22 protein-coding genes are annotated in these 15,957 nt (G+C 52.4%); 12 read left to right on the forward strand and 10 right to left on the reverse strand.

The window, feature by feature from the left end; all coding sequences use genetic code 11:
* Window positions 1-108 precede the first annotated feature (108 nt).
* The gene (locus tag ACP5J3_RS04670; RefSeq protein ID WP_428494600.1) at window positions 109-516 is read left to right on the forward strand and encodes a hypothetical protein; all 408 of its coding nucleotides are present in this window, start codon (window positions 109-111) and stop codon (window positions 514-516) included.
* Between the two features lie 83 nt (window positions 517-599).
* Here ACP5J3_RS04670 and ACP5J3_RS04675 read toward each other — a convergent pair whose 3' ends face one another.
* The 4 genes from ACP5J3_RS04675 to ACP5J3_RS04690 are packed head-to-tail and all read right to left on the reverse strand — an operon-like array spanning window position 600 to window position 3,447.
* Window positions 600-1,628: a sn-glycerol-1-phosphate dehydrogenase gene (locus ACP5J3_RS04675; RefSeq protein ID WP_428494601.1), complete on the reverse strand. Its 1,029-nt coding sequence runs from the start codon at window positions 1,626-1,628 to the stop codon at window positions 600-602.
* Window positions 1,615-2,169, reverse strand: a complete 555-nt coding sequence (locus ACP5J3_RS04680; protein WP_428494602.1) for a DJ-1/PfpI family protein — start codon at window positions 2,167-2,169, stop codon at window positions 1,615-1,617. The genes ACP5J3_RS04675 and ACP5J3_RS04680 overlap by 14 nt, the downstream gene beginning before the upstream one ends.
* Window positions 2,170-2,191: 22 nt before the next feature.
* Window positions 2,192-2,785, reverse strand: a complete 594-nt coding sequence (locus ACP5J3_RS04685; RefSeq protein ID WP_428494603.1) for an adenylate kinase — start codon at window positions 2,783-2,785, stop codon at window positions 2,192-2,194.
* Window positions 2,782-3,447 carry an orotidine 5'-phosphate decarboxylase / HUMPS family protein gene (locus ACP5J3_RS04690; RefSeq protein WP_428494604.1) on the reverse strand — a complete coding sequence of 222 codons (666 nt, stop codon included), beginning with the start codon at window positions 3,445-3,447 and terminating at the stop codon, window positions 2,782-2,784. Before ACP5J3_RS04690 ends, ACP5J3_RS04685 begins: the two co-directional genes overlap by 4 nt.
* 47 nt (window positions 3,448-3,494) lie before the next feature.
* Here ACP5J3_RS04690 and ACP5J3_RS04695 point away from each other — a divergent pair, with 47 nt between their 5' ends.
* From ACP5J3_RS04695 to ACP5J3_RS04710, 4 genes are all read left to right on the forward strand, one after another.
* Complete coding sequence (locus ACP5J3_RS04695) at window positions 3,495-3,938, forward strand: archease (RefSeq protein WP_428494605.1); 444 nt, start codon at window positions 3,495-3,497, stop codon at window positions 3,936-3,938.
* Window positions 3,935-4,351 carry an aminoacyl-tRNA deacylase gene (locus ACP5J3_RS04700; RefSeq protein ID WP_428494606.1) on the forward strand — a complete coding sequence of 139 codons (417 nt, stop codon included), beginning with the start codon at window positions 3,935-3,937 and terminating at the stop codon, window positions 4,349-4,351. The genes ACP5J3_RS04695 and ACP5J3_RS04700 overlap by 4 nt, the downstream gene beginning before the upstream one ends.
* Complete coding sequence (locus ACP5J3_RS04705) at window positions 4,348-4,620, forward strand: hypothetical protein (RefSeq protein ID WP_428494607.1); 273 nt, start codon at window positions 4,348-4,350, stop codon at window positions 4,618-4,620. Before ACP5J3_RS04700 ends, ACP5J3_RS04705 begins: the two co-directional genes overlap by 4 nt.
* A gap of 199 nt (window positions 4,621-4,819) precedes the next feature.
* The gene (locus ACP5J3_RS04710) at window positions 4,820-5,047 is read left to right on the forward strand and encodes a hypothetical protein (protein ID WP_263246433.1); all 228 of its coding nucleotides are present in this window, start codon (window positions 4,820-4,822) and stop codon (window positions 5,045-5,047) included.
* Here the strand turns inward: ACP5J3_RS04710 and ACP5J3_RS04715 are convergent.
* The 4 genes from ACP5J3_RS04715 to pheT form a co-directional block, all read right to left on the reverse strand.
* Complete coding sequence (locus tag ACP5J3_RS04715; protein WP_428494608.1) at window positions 5,044-5,400, reverse strand: DNA-binding protein; 357 nt, start codon at window positions 5,398-5,400, stop codon at window positions 5,044-5,046. The genes ACP5J3_RS04710 and ACP5J3_RS04715 overlap by 4 nt on opposite strands.
* Window positions 5,401-5,540: 140 nt before the next feature.
* Window positions 5,541-6,191 carry a hypothetical protein gene (locus ACP5J3_RS04720; protein WP_428494609.1) on the reverse strand — a complete coding sequence of 217 codons (651 nt, stop codon included), beginning with the start codon at window positions 6,189-6,191 and terminating at the stop codon, window positions 5,541-5,543.
* Window positions 6,184-6,741 (reverse strand): hypothetical protein, encoded by a 558-nt coding sequence (locus tag ACP5J3_RS04725; RefSeq protein ID WP_428494610.1) that lies wholly within the window; start codon window positions 6,739-6,741, stop codon window positions 6,184-6,186. The genes ACP5J3_RS04720 and ACP5J3_RS04725 overlap by 8 nt, the downstream gene beginning before the upstream one ends.
* A gap of 481 nt (window positions 6,742-7,222) precedes the next feature.
* A complete protein-coding gene (gene pheT / locus ACP5J3_RS04730; RefSeq protein ID WP_428494611.1) occupies window positions 7,223-8,779 on the reverse strand; it encodes a phenylalanine--tRNA ligase subunit beta in 1,557 nt (518 codons plus the stop codon).
* A 46-nt stretch (window positions 8,780-8,825) separates the two neighbouring features.
* On the opposite strand from pheT, the gene ACP5J3_RS04735 reads away from it, so the two are divergent.
* Window positions 8,826-9,134: a hypothetical protein gene (locus ACP5J3_RS04735; protein WP_428494612.1), complete on the forward strand. Its 309-nt coding sequence runs from the start codon at window positions 8,826-8,828 to the stop codon at window positions 9,132-9,134.
* Here ACP5J3_RS04735 and ACP5J3_RS04740 read toward each other — a convergent pair.
* Complete coding sequence (locus ACP5J3_RS04740) at window positions 9,097-9,699, reverse strand: hypothetical protein (RefSeq protein ID WP_428494613.1); 603 nt, start codon at window positions 9,697-9,699, stop codon at window positions 9,097-9,099. The genes ACP5J3_RS04735 and ACP5J3_RS04740 overlap by 38 nt on opposite strands.
* A gap of 46 nt (window positions 9,700-9,745) precedes the next feature.
* Between ACP5J3_RS04740 and ACP5J3_RS04745 the strand changes: the two genes are divergently transcribed.
* From ACP5J3_RS04745 to ACP5J3_RS04755, 3 genes are all read left to right on the forward strand, one after another.
* Window positions 9,746-10,696, forward strand: coding sequence for a DNA cytosine methyltransferase (locus ACP5J3_RS04745; protein WP_428494614.1), 951 nt, complete (start codon window positions 9,746-9,748; stop codon window positions 10,694-10,696).
* A gap of 4 nt (window positions 10,697-10,700) precedes the next feature.
* Window positions 10,701-11,567, forward strand: a complete 867-nt coding sequence (locus ACP5J3_RS04750; RefSeq protein ID WP_428494615.1) for an NMD3-related protein — start codon at window positions 10,701-10,703, stop codon at window positions 11,565-11,567.
* Between the two features lie 136 nt (window positions 11,568-11,703).
* Window positions 11,704-12,177 carry an N-acetyltransferase family protein gene (locus ACP5J3_RS04755; RefSeq protein WP_428494616.1) on the forward strand — a complete coding sequence of 158 codons (474 nt, stop codon included), beginning with the start codon at window positions 11,704-11,706 and terminating at the stop codon, window positions 12,175-12,177.
* Here the strand turns inward: ACP5J3_RS04755 and ACP5J3_RS04760 are convergent.
* Window positions 12,174-13,493: an NADP-dependent isocitrate dehydrogenase gene (locus ACP5J3_RS04760; RefSeq protein ID WP_428494617.1), complete on the reverse strand. Its 1,320-nt coding sequence runs from the start codon at window positions 13,491-13,493 to the stop codon at window positions 12,174-12,176. The genes ACP5J3_RS04755 and ACP5J3_RS04760 overlap by 4 nt on opposite strands.
* Window positions 13,494-13,538: 45 nt before the next feature.
* On the opposite strand from ACP5J3_RS04760, the gene ACP5J3_RS04765 reads away from it, so the two are divergent.
* The 3 genes from ACP5J3_RS04765 to ACP5J3_RS04775 are packed head-to-tail and all read left to right on the forward strand — an operon-like array spanning window position 13,539 to window position 15,879.
* Window positions 13,539-14,219: an enoyl-CoA hydratase/isomerase family protein gene (locus ACP5J3_RS04765; protein ID WP_428494618.1), complete on the forward strand. Its 681-nt coding sequence runs from the start codon at window positions 13,539-13,541 to the stop codon at window positions 14,217-14,219.
* Between the two features lie 24 nt (window positions 14,220-14,243).
* Window positions 14,244-15,413: a TGS domain-containing protein gene (locus ACP5J3_RS04770; RefSeq protein WP_428494619.1), complete on the forward strand. Its 1,170-nt coding sequence runs from the start codon at window positions 14,244-14,246 to the stop codon at window positions 15,411-15,413.
* Window positions 15,414-15,438: 25 nt separating this feature from the next.
* Window positions 15,439-15,879, forward strand: coding sequence for a hypothetical protein (locus ACP5J3_RS04775; protein WP_428494620.1), 441 nt, complete (start codon window positions 15,439-15,441; stop codon window positions 15,877-15,879).
* Window positions 15,880-15,957 lie beyond the last annotated feature (78 nt).

Here is a 15,957-nt window from a genome sequence, read left to right on the forward strand (position 1 = left end):
CTATCGATATTTTGCCGCCGTATTTTTTATGTACCTCTACCGAGAGTTGATACCACTTCTCTGTCACGGAAACTGTAACAGATATATAATTAAATATTTCGCAAAACCGTGGTGAATAGATTCGCCAATAATAAAGTATATATAAAAATCTACAGAAACAAGTTAAATAATAATAAATGCATGATAAAAATAAAATACAAAAAGATCAAAAAAACTATTACGAAAATAATACTGTGTAATTTAGTAAAGATCTATATTAAGAAACTATTTGCTAAAAATTTCATAAAAAAGATAAAAATAATAAACACTGAGGGTATGTATATAAAAATAGATAGAAAACTGTGGACATCTGGGTGGCTATACTTCCCACATAGCAGACGGTTAATAGGGGCCGCTTTTTATGGAGATAAGGGTGTTGTAGCGTCGCCGAGGCTTCCAGAGGAATACGCAGTTTTTATACCCCTAAACGCACCCCTCATTAACCTACTCAACGCAGACGTGGTAGATTTTTACTAGTCAGTTGCACGGCTCCGCTCATCAATCGCTCCGGAAACCTCTGCATCACTACGACACACTACCCTCCGGCTTAATTAATTTTTCTAGACAAGACCTGTGTTTTCTAAGGCGCGTCTAGCAGCTTCGCGGTCTATCCCGTCTCCAAGTATTGTGTATCTATCTGGGCGCAAGCTGTGGGCCGTTGTGAGCGCCTCTACGGCGAGGTCAATATCCACGCCGGCCTGTTTTAACGTGGTGGGGAGGCCTACAGTCTCGGCTATCCTCTTTATTCTCTGCCATTTTATTCCGTGGAGGTAGGCCATGACGATGGCGCCTATAGCCACAAGCTCTCCGTGAATAGCCTCGTTGTTCTCCTCCTGTAGGCGCATCTCGATGGCGTGTGCAAATAGGTGCTCCGAGCCGCTACACGGCCGCGAGGAGCCGGCTATGCCCATGGCCACTCCGCAACCTATCAACGCCTTGACTAAGACTCTCACGTCTTCCTCCCGTGCGAAGTTTCGTATCCTCGCGGCGTTGGAGGCCACGATTCTGTAGCTGGTGAGGGAGAGGTGCGCCGCGTATTCGCTGTACTCCTCCCCCTTGAGCCTATGCGCCAGTTGCCAGTCTCTCACAGCCACTATTTTCCCCAGCAGGTCGCCTATGCCGGCTCTCAACAGACGGGACGGGGCGCTTAGTATTACCGAGGTGTCTGCTATGATCGCGGTAGGGGGCGCCACTATCTTGCCGCGAGAAGACATTCTCCTCGACAGCACGTAGGAGACGTATGGAGAAGCGATGCCGTCGTGGCTTGCCGAGGTGGGGATTACCACCAGCGGCTTCTTATGTATGTATGCATATACCTTAGCCATGTCGAGAGGTCTGCCGCCGCCCACGCCCAGCACGAGGTCGTACCCCGTCTTTTCTAGGTCGACGTCGTCGTATTTAACTACGTCGACGGTGTACCCGCTGAGTAGCTGAGCTACCTGGTTGGCGTAGTGCAACGTCGTAGATCTCCCCGTTACGATGAGTATTTTTCCAGCTCTTAACCCGGCGACGACGAGCGGGGTCTTTGTTATTGCGCCAGGTCCAAATATTACTGTACGTGGGATTTCAAAACTTTCAAGTTGTTTCACGGAAAACTTCTATAAACTCTTTTTCGCTTGTGGTGGTGATGTCTTTCGCAGTCACAACGCCCCCGCTCCTGACTACCTGGCGGTTTACAAACTTAGCACCCCCCTCTCTAAGTATTTTAATGAGCTCGGTGGTGGGGTATACCGTGGCTTCCTTGCCTCTTAACAGGCCTAGCTGGGCTAGATAGCCCGGCACGGCAAGCGGGGCCACGACTGTCTTGCCTTCTCTGTGGAATTTGTCAATGACTGCGTTTAGCTTTGCTAGGTCTATGTTTAGGTCCCACATCTTCAAGGGGGGCTTTTTACCCAGTACGTGGTAGTAGATCTTGTAGCCTCCTGCCAGCCCCAGTAGGTCGTATTCGTCGGCGATTTTGGCGGCGTCGTCGGCGGACATGGTCATGAAATCTACGTCGTAGTTGATGTTTACGTCTCTGGAGCCGACGGCGGATTTTACCTCGTAGCCTGCTTTTGTTAAGAAGTTTTTCAAAACGGAGTACTCCTCTCTCTTTGCCATGTCAATTACAAATATCAGCGCCTTTGGCATGCCCTCCACAACAAGAGGATATTTAAGACTTCTGTCTAGATCTCAAAATGAGGTTGACGATGTAGTCTGCCGCGGTTTCTGAATGTTCAAAAGGCCTATTCTGGGGGCGGCCTCTGAAACTCAGTACATGCACCGTACTTTCGCCAGCGTTCGCGGCGGCGAACGCAAATAGTCTATTGGCTTGTTGTTGCATCTCTACCTCCTCCTCGCTTTCCACATCTCTAAATCTCTCCGGATCTTTCTTCCTCCTCTCCAGTATATCTTTAGGATCGTATTCAAGCAGAAGAATTACGTCGGGCTTCAGCTTAGAGATTATCCTGTCTGGTAGACCAGGGTAGTACCCCCCTCCGATTTTAATAGAGGCGTGGGTATCTATCAATACGTCGCCGGGTAAAGACGCTATATACTCGGCGGCCTCCTCTTGTATTTTCCGGTATTCCTCTACCGGGATTTTCTTCCTCATCTCGTCTCTATGCTGTACGCCAAACCTCTGCTTGGCTATTTCAAACATAACATCTCCATAATTCACGACCTTGACGTCTGGCAATCTTTGCTTAACGAAATTCATTATTGTAGTCTTGCCGCTCCCTGGCAGAGCTACAACCACTATTTTCACAAAGCCGTGGAGTTTGTGAGTTTTAAAATTTTATTAATCATTATAAATTTCGTCTTGGGCGACGGATCGCTAACAATAGCCCTTCCCACTATTATAATGTCAATCAGCTTCCCGCTTCTAGCTACAAGCTCCACCTCCCGCTCGGTGATGCCGCCGGCGATGGCTACGCCGACGCCTTCGCCTCTCAGCCTCCACGCCACTTCGAGGAGATTTTCAAACCTGAGCCCGGTCCTCCTCTGCACGTCTATACCGAGGTGCACCACAAATAAGTCGGGGCGCACCTTCTGCAAGATCTCCCGCGCCCGGCTCAGCGGGTCGCCGACGCCGATTAGATCCACGGCTGTCTTAAGGCCGACGGCTCTGCCCTCCTTCACAAACTCCTCTATAGTCTCTATATTAGTGGCGCCGAGTACGGTGCCCCAGTCCGCGCCGAACTCCCTAGCCATCCTCGCCTCGAGGCTCCCCACGTCGGCGGTCTTCAAGTCGGCCACAACCTCGGCTCTGGGGCACGCGGTCTTCAAAGCGCTTACCGCGGGCATCCCGAACATCTTAATGAGGGGCGTCCCAGCCTCCACCACCTCCAGCCCCGCCTCGCAGAGCTCTCTCGTCAGCTCGACAGCTCTTCTGAGGTCTACCAAGTCGAGAGCCACCTGGATTTTCATAACCACGACGAGATTAACAATTTAAAACAGATATCTCCACTGCAACTGTGACCTGCGGCAAGCCCGGCGACTATAAATACGGCGAGCACACAGCCGACGTCTTAGTGCAGGCCTTCGGCTGTACTCTAGAGGAGGCGTTTAAAAACGCCGCGGTGGCCTTCGCCGACTTGACGTACTACAGCCAGCGGGTGGAGCCAAGAGAGGGCAGGTCGGTGGTGGTTGAGTACGACGACTTGGAGGGCCTCTTGTTCAAGTGGATAGATGAGCTCCTCTACCTATTCGACGCCGAGAAATTTGCTTTGAGCAGAAAGATTGAGCTGAGCGTGGATAAGGGCGAGAAATACGTCGTAAGAGCGACGGTGTACGGCGAGCGGTACGACATCGAGAAGCACGGCTTCACGGGTCTCATAGTGAAGGCCATGACTTTCCACATGATGGAGATTAAGAAAGTGGGGGACTACTGGGTGTTGCAGTACGTCGTCGATATATGAGCCTCGGCGGGGGCCGGCCGGCTCTAGAGGAGTTTGGACAACTGATAAGGCTGAAGGAGCCTGTGCGTACAGTAAGACAGGCGGCCAAGGCCGTGGGCGTGGACGAGGGCAGGATTGTAAAGACCCTTGTTGTTAACTGCGGCGGCGAGTATAGGGCCTACGTACTCCGAGGCGTCAAGAAGCTTGATTTAGAAAGACTCGGGTGCCGCATGGCCGCCCCCGAAGAGGTTCTCAGCGTCACCGGCTACGCCGTCGGCGGGGTTCCCCCCGTCCTCCCCATACCAGTCTACATAGACAGAGAGTTGCTACGGGAGGAGTACGTATATGGGGGAGGCGGCGACGACCACAGTCTTTTGAAATTCCGGCCGCTTACACTTGTGGAGAGAGGCGTCGCCGTGCCGATAGATCTGTGAGCTTCTACGACTTCCTCTGGGAGGCGGTGAGGCGCCCCTTCCTCATCGTGGAGTACGCCAAGGCAGTCGGGCTGGAGTTGCCAAATCCCCCGGAGGACTTCTACGCGCGGCTTGAATACGTGGCGAGGGCCGCGGTGCTTGTGCTCGAGGCGGAGAGGGGGGAGGACGAGTTTTGGCTAAGTAGATGTAGAGAAGTTAAGAAATTCTACCTAGAGGCCCAAGCCGACCTCAGAGAAAGAAAAAACCTGCCGGCATTTACAATTTGCTAGTGTCCCCCGGATTGGGTCTCGGAACATCGCCGGAAACTATATCACCTCCATGTCGTCTTTTAGCTGTTCTATTAGTTTCTTTTTCTCGGCGCCTACTAGCTTGAGTATGAGTTTTATCACGGCTAGGGGGAGGTGGTTGCTTTAAACGGAGGTGGTTAATTTATCTGTTTGTCTTTTTAAGGGGCGGGGGGCGGGTTACATGGATTTGACCGTTGTCGAGGTTGCTAGTAGGTGTCCCTTCTGTGGTGGGGCTTTAGAGATTGTGGAGGATAGGTCGTATATCTGGTTTGGCTGTAGGCGCTGTATGCGTTACGTGAAGAGGGAGAAGAGGGAGCTGGCCCGGAGATATGTCGACTACGCGTCTAGGAGGTTTGACTGGAGGGGGCTGGTGTCGGAGCTCTACGCGGTTTACCTCAACGGGGGCTAGGCCTCACCTAGTTTATACTCTCTTCCGTGTCTCACTATCTTCACCTCGGTCTTCACTGGGACCCTCATGCCCGCCCTTAGTAGTATTTGGTAGAGTTCGTAGTCTTCCAACTCCTTTATTACGCCTTGTAGGTGTAGCTCTGCTATTTTTTTGAAGAGTGCTACTGCGTGTTGTTGATACAGAGCCAGGGCGTTTTCAATTATCTCGCCGGCTCTCTCGCCCTTAGTTATCTTCCTCACGATTTGGACAGCCTCCTCGCCTGTTATGACCTTCTGCTTGGGCGGCTCCTCCCTCTTGCTCGTCTTGGCCAGCTCTAGGGCTTTTTTCCTCAGTAGCGTGTCTATCTCGTCCACGTAGTTGGGGTTTTGGCTCTATTTAAGAATTAGCTCATATACAGTTCGGGCGGCGCGGGGCGTGGGCCGGCCTTTCGGCGTGCCCGGGCGGAGTTGCCAGATGAGCGGAGATGGGGGTATATTCCTTAGCTGTTGATGGGTTACATCGCCAAGCTCTTTATCCACTGTATAAGTTCCCGATACCTCATAGTTTTTATTAATTCTCTGCATACGCAATCGTTGCACGATAACTTTTCTTCCACAAAGGCGGCGAGTTTTTTGTCTTCTGTTAGAAACAGTAGGATCCCATTGGTTATGCCGGCGGCCGTCCTCCTAGGCACTGTGGCGAGTAGGTCGTATGAGTACAGCAGAGAGGCCAGTACCTCTAGGTCGTCTCTAGGATATCCTCCGAGGGACAGTAGTGTATTCATCACTTTTTCGCTCCAACACACCCTACGCGTCTCTCTACTCTCCAGTGCGCGCCTCTGCCTAGCGAGGGCTCTGTCGTCCTCCACGATCCTAATGTGGCGTGATTGGGCGAGATCGGAATAGGCCGTCAGGGCTATGTTGAACATGGACTCCACATCGAGATGCGGCCAGCCGTGCCTCGCCCGATCCACCGATTTTAATATGTTTATTAACGCATCGGGGAGCTCCCTATCTACGGCTTTATCGATGTAGATAATCAAGCCCTGTTCCATCGCTATTTCTACCAGCGGCTTAGATCTTTTCGAGACGCGCGTCGCCGCAACTGCGTAGACTATCCGCGCCAAGACGCTTGTGTCGGCGAAGAGGTATACGTTCTTAAACATTGCTGAAGAGGTCGGGGAATTCCTCGACTTCGTCTGTGTATTTTGTTTTTTTCAGGATCTCCTTCAACCTGCGCCGGAAGTCTAGATACGCATCTAGATCTACGTTGAACGCCAGGGCTTTTACGTCTCCCTCCAAGCCGAGTTTTTTAAGGGCTAGCTCCGCGAGCTCCTCCTCGGACTTACGGCCGTAGGCCTCAACCACCTTCATGGCCGTCTCGGCGAGCTCGCCGAGCCCCATGCGTCTAAGCGCCGCCGCGCCCTCCGCCGCGGCCTCTCCCGGTTTTTTGACGTAATACGAGTCGCCTACCCTAACCACGTCTATTCCGCACCTCTCCGCTAGCCTGTCTACAGGTATAAACGGCCCTTTTAGATATATAGTGAAGCGCTCTGGTAATCTTAATACGGGCTCGCCCTCTCCGTAAAGTGTAAAGAATAATAGCTTAGACACCACCTCGGCCGAGGGGCCTCTGCGGTAGAGCTCTAGATACCTCCCAACGATTATTCTGAGCAGGTGCCTAGACACCTCACAGCCTACTTGTATAACTAACATTAGGAAAATATACACAACAGGTTAAAAACTTCTTTCATCGACTTTTAGAGATTGGCTCTTTAAACTCGGCGAACGCGCCGCCGTGGCGGTCTAGGGCATCATGCCTCCGGTGACGTGGGTACTTAAACCTTCATTGCCTTCCAGCTCCTCCAGTTTCCTTCTATATTCGCCCACTCTGTTCCTTAGCCGCAATCGCCCCCCAGCCTAGCTGTGGAACGAGAGGATTTTCCTCCCCTGCTCCAGTAGCCTTTTCTGCCACTGCGCCGTGCGCGGCCCCTATACATTCTACCTGTCCTCACGTCGTATGAACCTCCTGATTTAGGTAAAACGTGTGACGAGAGGTCGGGAGGGATGTGTATGGGGGCAGAAAGTTGCGGCTAGCTTTAAGCCTTGAGGTACGTGAGGCTGGAATCCACTACGCGTGCCTGGCGCTGGCCGGTAGGCGCGCGGCGCATGTGGGCGTGGGGAGGCAGAGAGGGGGCTACGATTGCATGTGTATAAACAGCTCCGCGGCCACTGTGGGCGTTGTGTGTCTCAGCTTTATCAAGATGTCGGGGTTTATCTCCGCGACGTACCCCGCGACGTCTCCCACAACCTCGGCGGCTCTGCTGGGGAGGGCCCATGCCGCCTCCAGCGGCTTAAACTTGCAGCTCCAGCCGAGGCGGTGGCACAGCGCTTTTATTGCAGATAGCCCGTCTGTAAGCGTCGCCCCCTCGCGGCTTATGAGGAGGGCGAGGGCTCTGACTGTTCTGCCCTCCCGCACCACTTCACCTACTTCGAATAGCTTAACCTCCCGCCTCTTGACGGCGGCGGCTGTTGCCACGAGTTGCGGAACTAGGGAGCACCTCACGGTGGTGTAGAGCTCAGATATGGGGTTGGCCACCCGCGCCGGCCTGCAGAAATCTCCCACCGAGTCGTCTGTCAAGACGTAGTTATTCACCTCTGTAAAGCCCATTGAGAGTAGGGACTTCCGTAGCTCCTGCGTCGCCACCTCGACGCGGTGCCTCCTCCCAGCCGCCATGACCCTGGGTGCCTCCCTGGGTAGCTGGTTGTAGCCTATCATCACGGCCACCTCCTCAGCCACGTCTACCCACGACAGTACGTTAATGCGGTAGGGCGGCACCACCACGTGGCCATCCACATAATCGAAGCGCGCCATCTTGACGTACTTAGTAAAGTCGGCCCGGCTGAGCTCCACGCCGAGTAGATCACCCACGGCCCTCTCGTCGGTCTCTATCTTTGCGTATTCGTGGCTGTAGCCCGTGCCCCCCTCGACCAGCTCCACCTGCCTGGGGCCGCTCCGCTCGAGGAGGGCGTATATCAATATGGATAGGGCGTTGCCGACGGCGCGGGGATCGGTGCCGGTCACGTCTATCAGCACGTCGGTGGTGCGTTCGGTGATCTTACAGCACTCCGAGCCCAGGACCGGGATCACAACCATTATCTGCCCTGCCGAATCCACCAGCGCCGGGGGCCGCTCTATGTTAATCAAGGGGCTGTATCTACGGCCCTGCTCAGTTAGCTGGTACATGTCTCTAACTTTTATCGGCTTGTCGAAGCCGAGGGGCGTGTATTCGTCATCTTGCGAAATCCTTCTGTAGTATATAGGCGGCTTTATCTTAGAGACGTCGTAGTAGCCGATGGCTATCCGCCGCCTCCCCCTGCCGTAGGTCTCGTGTATCTTTTCCTGTAGCTGTATGAGTTGCCTCACAGCCTCGTCGTCTAGCCGGACTCCCCTAACCACCGCCATGGAGATGTAGGGCCTCTCCTCTATGTGCCCAGCGACGAGCTTAATTGGGGAGCGCCCCAGCTTGATAACTGGGAGCCCCGTCTCGACGCCTGCGATACCCTTAAGTGTCCTGGCGAGCCCCTCCGCGGAGAAGTGGTCCGGCCTGTCGTGAGTAACCTCGATCTTTACCCTCTCGCCGTTGGCCTCCTCCACCTCGCACTTGACGTGCTCCAGTAGCTTCGCCGCCTCCTCGAATTTGAGACCTGTCAGCCTCTCTATGTCGAATTTCGCAACGTCTATAACAGGCACTGGTTTAGGAAAGCCCAACTATTTAAAGAGAGATCTAGTTACCCATATGCGGCAGAGGGTAGAGCAGTACTTCAGAGAGCTAGGGGAGAGAATAGATAGGGAGGTAGAGGCCTTCACAGTGGAGTGGCGGCAGAACGAGGCTCTTGCGCAGATACAGATCGGGGACGACTTCTATGTATTCATCGTCTTTAGCTGGAGCGACGAGGGGGACTGTTATGTTGAGTTCATGATCGGCGACGAGAACGCCGTGGTGCAGACCCGCCACCTGGATAAGCTAGACGCCGCGGTATCTATAGTGAAGCAAGCCTATCAGCTGGCTAGGGAGAGGTTTGCCTGCCTTCGGCGGCCTTCTTAAGCCTTTCGCGGAGGACGCTTAGAAGCGTCTCGTCGTCCTTCTCGTCATTTGGATATATGAACACCTCCTCCTCCGGCGTCACGCTCGTCCCGTTGTCGACGAAGTATATTAGGCGTAGCGGGTAGTCGTAGCCAGCTTTTCTGTACAGCATGCGCATAATCTTAGTCGCCAGGGACCACTCAGCCTTGGTCTTCCACTCGCCTCTCTTAAGTATGTGGGACTTGAGCTCCACCAGCTCTCTCTTGCCGTCTGCGTACTTCACAATGAAGTCCGCCTGAGCCGTGATGGTGACGCCGTCAATTTGGAAAGACACGGGAGGGGCCGGCTCTATCTCGACTACTTTCTTAGCCCACGGGATCAGCTTCACTAACTTGCTGAAGGCGCCGGTGTGGGGCTCGCCGTAGTTCTCTATAAACGTGCGGATGGCCACAACGGCGTCTCTAGCCTTGATCAGCGTCAGCACCGCCTTCTCAAACGCCTTACCGTAGCGGGAGCTCCAGGCGTCTGGCTTCTCCAGTCGTATCAAATCGCTGAGGCGGTACTTCAGCCTCTTGGCAAAGCCCATAAAGGGGGCGGGTTGTGTATTTAAATAATTTACTCACTAACGAGAAGTGTATAACGTAGTTGATCTATTTGCAGGAGGCGGGGGGTTCGGCCTGGGGTTCGCCAAGGCCGGGTTTAGAATTAGGGTTGCAGTTGATGTGGACAGAGACGCGGCGCGGACTTACAGCGCCAACCACAGCAAAACGGTGGTGATGCAGGAGGACGTGAGGCTTATCAGCTACAGAGACTTACTGAAGTATTCAGGCACAGTCGACGTGGTGATTGGTAGTCCGCCTTGTGAACCCTTTACTGCAACTAATCCGGAGAGAATGGAAGAACCTGCCGACAGGCTGTACGTAGACCCCGCTGGGCAACTAACACTGGAATTTATAAGACTCGTAGGCGAGATAGGGCCGAGGGTGTTTGTAATGGAGAACGTCGCGGCGTTGGCTGAGGAGCCTTTAAAGACGTACATAAGGAGGGAGTTCAAGAGGGTGGGCTACGACGAGGTATACTTCAACGTCTTGCATGCCGAGGACTACGGCGTGGCCAGCAGAAGGCGCCGGGTCTTTATATCTAACATCGCGATAAAGCCCCCCAAGATCGGCGTCGTAACGGTCAGAGAGGCGTTGCACGGCCTGCCTCCGCCAGACAGCGCCTACCCGCCGAATCACGACACTGTGACTATCAGCATAAAGAAGCAGGAGAGGATAGCTAGGATGAGGCCTGGCGAGGCCTTGATGAGGTTCCGGGGGGCCGGCGGCTTCTACGAAAACTATATAAGGCTGGTGTGGGACGACGTGGCGCCCACCGTCATGGGCTCCCGGAGGTTTGTCCACCCCGAGGAGCACAGGCTCCTCACAGTGAGAGAGCAAGCCAGGTTGATGGGGTATCCAGACGACTACGTCTTCCTAGGCTCTAAAGACTCCCAATTCAACCAAGTTGGGGAAAGTGTCCCCCCTCCTCTCGCCTACGCAATTGCAGTAGAGGTGCGAAAATATTTAGAGGGGAGGGGGTAGGTACGTGGCTAAAGTTCCGTGTCCCTACTGCGGCCGTCTTGTAGACAGACTCATTGAGGGTCAATGTGAAGAATGTTACATTGAGAGGCACCCCCTGGTGTTGGTGAAGGAGCGGAGGTTGCTGAGATGTAAATACTGCGGCGCGGTGTTCCTGGGGGGTAGATGGGTGGGGGGGAAGAGAGCCGACTTAGAGGAGGTGGCTAGGAGAATCATATCTGAAAAGACCTCAATCAGAGGCGTTTTAGAGAAGGCGGAGGTTTCGCAAAGTGATGGTGAGATAGTAATCAACGTAGTGGTTAGGGGCACTCCCCACCCCTCTATTGAGCCGAGGTCGTTAAGCTACGTAGTGGAGTTTGAATATGTATACGACATTTGTAATACCTGTAGAGAAATGCTGAGTCGTAGAGAGGTTGCTCTACTACAGATAAGAGGCACTCCGCGGGGACTCGATGATACGTATAAAAAGAAAATACTTAATATAATTGAACAAGAATTATTAAAATTTAAAGATAAGAAAATCGGATTTATTAGTGATATAAAATATTTAAGATATGGGCTAGATATCTACACCACCAGCTCAAATTTAGCTAGACACTTGGCTTATGTCTTGCATAGGCAGTTTCCCAGTTCTATAAAGGAGACCGCAAAGGTGGTTGGCGTTAGAGACGGCAGGAAGGTATACCACATGACTTATTCTTTACGACTAGTTACGTACAAGCCCGGCGACGTGGTGAAGATACGGGGGGAGGAGAAGAGGATTGTCGACATCGGTAATAGGTACGTGGTTTTATATTCTGTAGAAACAGGTAAGTACGATCAATTGACGATTTCAGAACTCTTGAATAGTGAAATAATACTTATAGGTCAATAAATAGGCTATACATAATATTAACTTAGTTTTAAATAGTAAATTTTTTGTAGAAGTAATAAAAGTTTTATATTTATCTCTTATAGACTAAATATCTGGCTATTGGGAATGCTTAAAAATGTATTGATAGATTATGTGCATGTATCCAACTGTAGTAATTAGGCCTGCTACAAAAGAAGACCTTGACTCAGCTGTTCAACTAGTAGTGAGGTTGAGGAAGCTAAATGCCGAGTTTGATCCCTTGTTACAAGTAGCGCCAGACGTAGAACAAGCCGCCCGGAAGTATTTAGAAAACGCGTTGAATAACCCCTCCTCTGTGTTGGTAGTTGCGGTGGAGGGCAGTAAAGTAGTGGGTCTGCTGAAAGGCGATGTCGAGGATAGGATATTCTACTACCCAAAGTACGCCGGCATAATTAAGGATTTCTATATACTACCTGAATACCGGAGGAAGGGTATTGGCAAGAGGTTGATGATGGAGGGAGTGGAGCAGCTGAGGAAGAGGGGCGCCGAGGTGATTATGGCCTCTTTCCCAGCTCTTAACGAAATAGCTATTAACTTTTATAAAAAGATGGGCTTTAGGCCTGTTGAGTATCTATTTGCAAAAGAAGTCTAGAGATTTTTTATTATCTCAACTACTTTATCTGCAAATTCCTGAGTTCCGAGTACCTCCTTAACTCTTTGCTTTCTCTCCTCCTCGTCCATCTGTCTAGCGAGATCTCCCGTGAAGTACCCCTCTCTATACGCAGTCTCAACGCCCTTGATTATGTAGTTGGCAGCTTCCCTCCACCCAATGAAGCGGAGTAGTAGCTCTAGAGCTAGTATAGTTGCTGTCGGGTTGACGTAGTTTTTGCCTCTGTACTTCGGGGCTGTTCCATGTACGGGCTCTGCCATCATTCCCCAGTCCCCCACGTCGATGCCCGGCGCCACGCCGAGTCCTCCGACGAGCCCGGCGGCCTCGTCAGAGACGTAGTCTCCGTTGAGGTTCGGCGCTAGTATCACATCGTACTCACCTGTCCTCGTGAGTAGCTGTTGCAACATATTGTCAGCGATTCTGTCGTTCACCAGGACCTTACCTTCAGGCACCTTGCCGCCGTATTGAGCCAGCTCCTCTTCAAACACCACGTAGTTCCTAAATTCATTCCTAGCCAACTCAAAGGCCCACTCTTTGAAGGCCCCTTCTGTATACTTCTGTATATTGCCCTTGTGCATCACAGTCACGACACGTCTCTTGTTCTCCACGGCGAACTTCAGGGCCAGCCTCGCTATTCTCTGCGTGCCGAATTTGCTTATCGGCTTTATGCCGATGCCCGCATCATCTCTTAGACTGACCCCGAACTCTTTCCTCAAGATTTCTCTCAGCTTAGCGGCCTCCGGACTGTTATATGGCCACTCAATCCCAGCGTATACGTCCTCGGTGTTTTCTCTGAAAATAACCAGATCAACGGACTCTGGTCTCTTTAGGGGGGAGGGGAGGCCGGGGAAGTACTTAACCGGCCTTATGTTGGCGTAGAGATCAAAGAGCTGGCGCAGAGTGACGTTTATGCTCCTGAAACCCCCACCCACCGGAGTTTCCAGGGGGGCTTTGAGGAATACCCTCACCTTTTTCAACATGTCAACGCTTTGATCTGGTAGCCGGCTTCCAAAGATCTTTTCGGCTTTTTCCCCAACCACAACCTCGTACCAAGTTATTTTTCTTGATTTGCCATATGCCTTCTCTACGGCGGCGTTGGCAACCTTTATGGCGGCGTACGCCACCTCGGGCCCTATTCCGTCGCCCTCTATGTACCCTATTACAACCTTGTCTGGCACCTTCAGCTGGCCTGGACCTGTGTATTGTACATATTCTCCCTCTGGCGGTTCTACATACTTACCGGCGTATGGCACTACGTTTGTTATGTTACTTTTAATTTTCTCGATATCCACAGCCATATGTCTCTCGACGAATAGCTTAAAATATCTTTATTAGACAGAATTGTGATAAGAGTAGCAACAATTGGCAAATACGACAGAGTTGTCCTCATAGGCGAGAAGAGAAACGCGTTTACGCCAAATCTTCTCGAGGATCTATTAGGGCTGGGATGCGAGAGAGATTTCGTAATTACAAATGAGGGCCCGGTGTTTTCCGCTGGGCTAGATCTGTCGATATTTCTAGAGGGAAGGGAAAAGGCGCTTGAGTACCTCTTCAAGATTCACGAGCTTGTTAAGAAACTGCTTGAATGCGAGAGGCGGGTGGTGGCGCATGTCCGGGGAGACGTCTACGGCTTTGGGGTCGAGTTGTTGTACTTCCTAGACTATGTCGTCGCCGCTCACGAGTCGGTGAAATTTTCCCTACAGGGCATCAACCTGGGGCTTTTCCCGCCGTACACTGTGGCGATAGGGAGTCGTCTGTTTTCACATGGCCATCTGAGGATTCTGCTAAGCAGAGAGTTCACGGCGCGTGAAGCTTTATCGTTCGGCGTGGTTTCTGAAATAGGCGGGCTGGAGCTTGAGAAGTTATTCTCGCCGCCTAGCCACGTCGCGAGCTTCGTCTTGCCGAAGAGGCGCCTCCTCGAAATGGTAGACGACGCGGTTCCCTATCTACACAAACTGGCTGTGGTGGGCACCAGCGAGGAGACTAGAGAGAGGCTTAGGAAGTTCTTCGGCAGGAAAGTCTAAAAAGCCCCCGGCGTAGTTTTTCCGGTGCCGGCGAATTTACCAGCCGAGGCCAAGGCCGCGTGGCTGAAGGTGATGGAGGCTAAGACGCCGGAGGACAAGATCAGGGCCATGGAGGAGTTTCTCTCGACGGTGCCTAAGCACAAGGGCACTGAGAAGCTCATAAAACATGTCAGGAGGAGAATGGCTGAGCTGAAGAGAGAGCTCTACGAGAGGCGGGAGAAGGAGAGGGCAATACGCGGCGGGGGCGGTGCCCGCCTCTACGTGGCTAAGGAGGGCGACATCCAGGTGGCTGTTGTGGGGCTACCCAGCTCTGGGAAGACCTCTCTCCTCCAGTGTCTTACAAACACAACGCTTAGGCCTGACGACTTGCCGTTTTCCACCGTGGAGCCGGTGCCCTCGATGTTTGTAGAAGATGGCGTCTATGTACAGCTGATCAAGACGCCGAGCCTAGTTTTGGAACAGAGTAGCGAGCTAAACACCATCACTCTGGCTACCGTGAGAAACGCCGACGCCGTCTTGTTGGTAATAGGCGCCGACGCCGACCTCGGAGTCTTGGAGAAGATTCTCGGCTTTTTTGAAGACGAGGGGGTGTACCTAACGCCACCTAGCAATTACGTGAAAATTGAGAGACGGGGCCTCGGCGGGATACAGATAATTGGAGGGGGGAGGGTGCTGGGCGGCACTTTAAACGATGTCAAGAAGATTCTAAACGAGTACGGGATACACCACGCGGTTGTCTACATAGAGGGCGCGGTGGCGCTCGACGAGGTAGAAGAAGCCCTATACGTTGACAAGATGTATAAACCCACAATCGCCGTGGTCACAAAAATAGACTCCATAAAGCCGGCGGCCGACCTCGTGAATTTCTTTTCTAAGAGCGGCGTTAGGCACTACCTCGCCGACTTGAGAAGTTGCTCTCTAGACAGGAGGAGGTTGCTAGAGGATCTTCTGCAAGCCACGGGGAGGATAAGGGTATTTACAAAACCTATACACTCAAAGACCTATGTAAACAAGCCTATCGTAGTAAAGGCTGGCTCCACAGTGGGCGAGGTGGCGGCTTTGATACACTCCTCACTCGCTGAGACGTTTAAATACGCGGTGGTGTGGCGCAGAGACACATTCCCCAGCCGCCCAAAGAGGGTAGGGCGCGACTACGTCCTCCACGACAACGACGTCGTAGAGATACACGCCTAGATATTTAATCCGGTACAAGAGTTACGTGGTGTGCGAAGACGTTAAGCGGGTTCTGGAGAGGCTAGACGAGATAGAGATAATGCTAAACACAATCCTCGAGGAGTTGCGGGAGTTGAAAAAATCGGCGCCGGGGGCGCGTCAGCCCCAGAAGTCTTCTTTTATAGACATACTCCGGGAGAAGAAGTTTGTACAACTGTCGGAGATTAAGTCGAGGCAGGCACTGAGGCAGGCCCTGGAGAGAGGCCTTGTGTTGGTGCTACGCGACGAGGGGGCAAACAGAGAGTATGTAGTGCTGAAAGAAGCCGCGCGTGAGTTGCTAGAGAAGCTTCCCATGTCTCTGTCTGATGCGGAAAAACTCGGCAGAAGGGAGTACGAACTTTTACAAATCTTGAACCGCCTTGGCTACGTATTGCTTAAAGGAGGCCAATACATAAAAACAGAGCTGGCGGAGGAGTTCTACGTATGAGCGAGTTGTTTTGGTTTGAGAAGTATCGTCCTCGTTCTTTTGATGAGGTGGTAGATTTGGAGGAGGTTAAGGCTAGGC

The organism is Pyrobaculum sp. (assembly GCF_049971835.1).
GTDB lineage: Archaea > Thermoproteota > Thermoprotei > Thermoproteales > Thermoproteaceae > Pyrobaculum.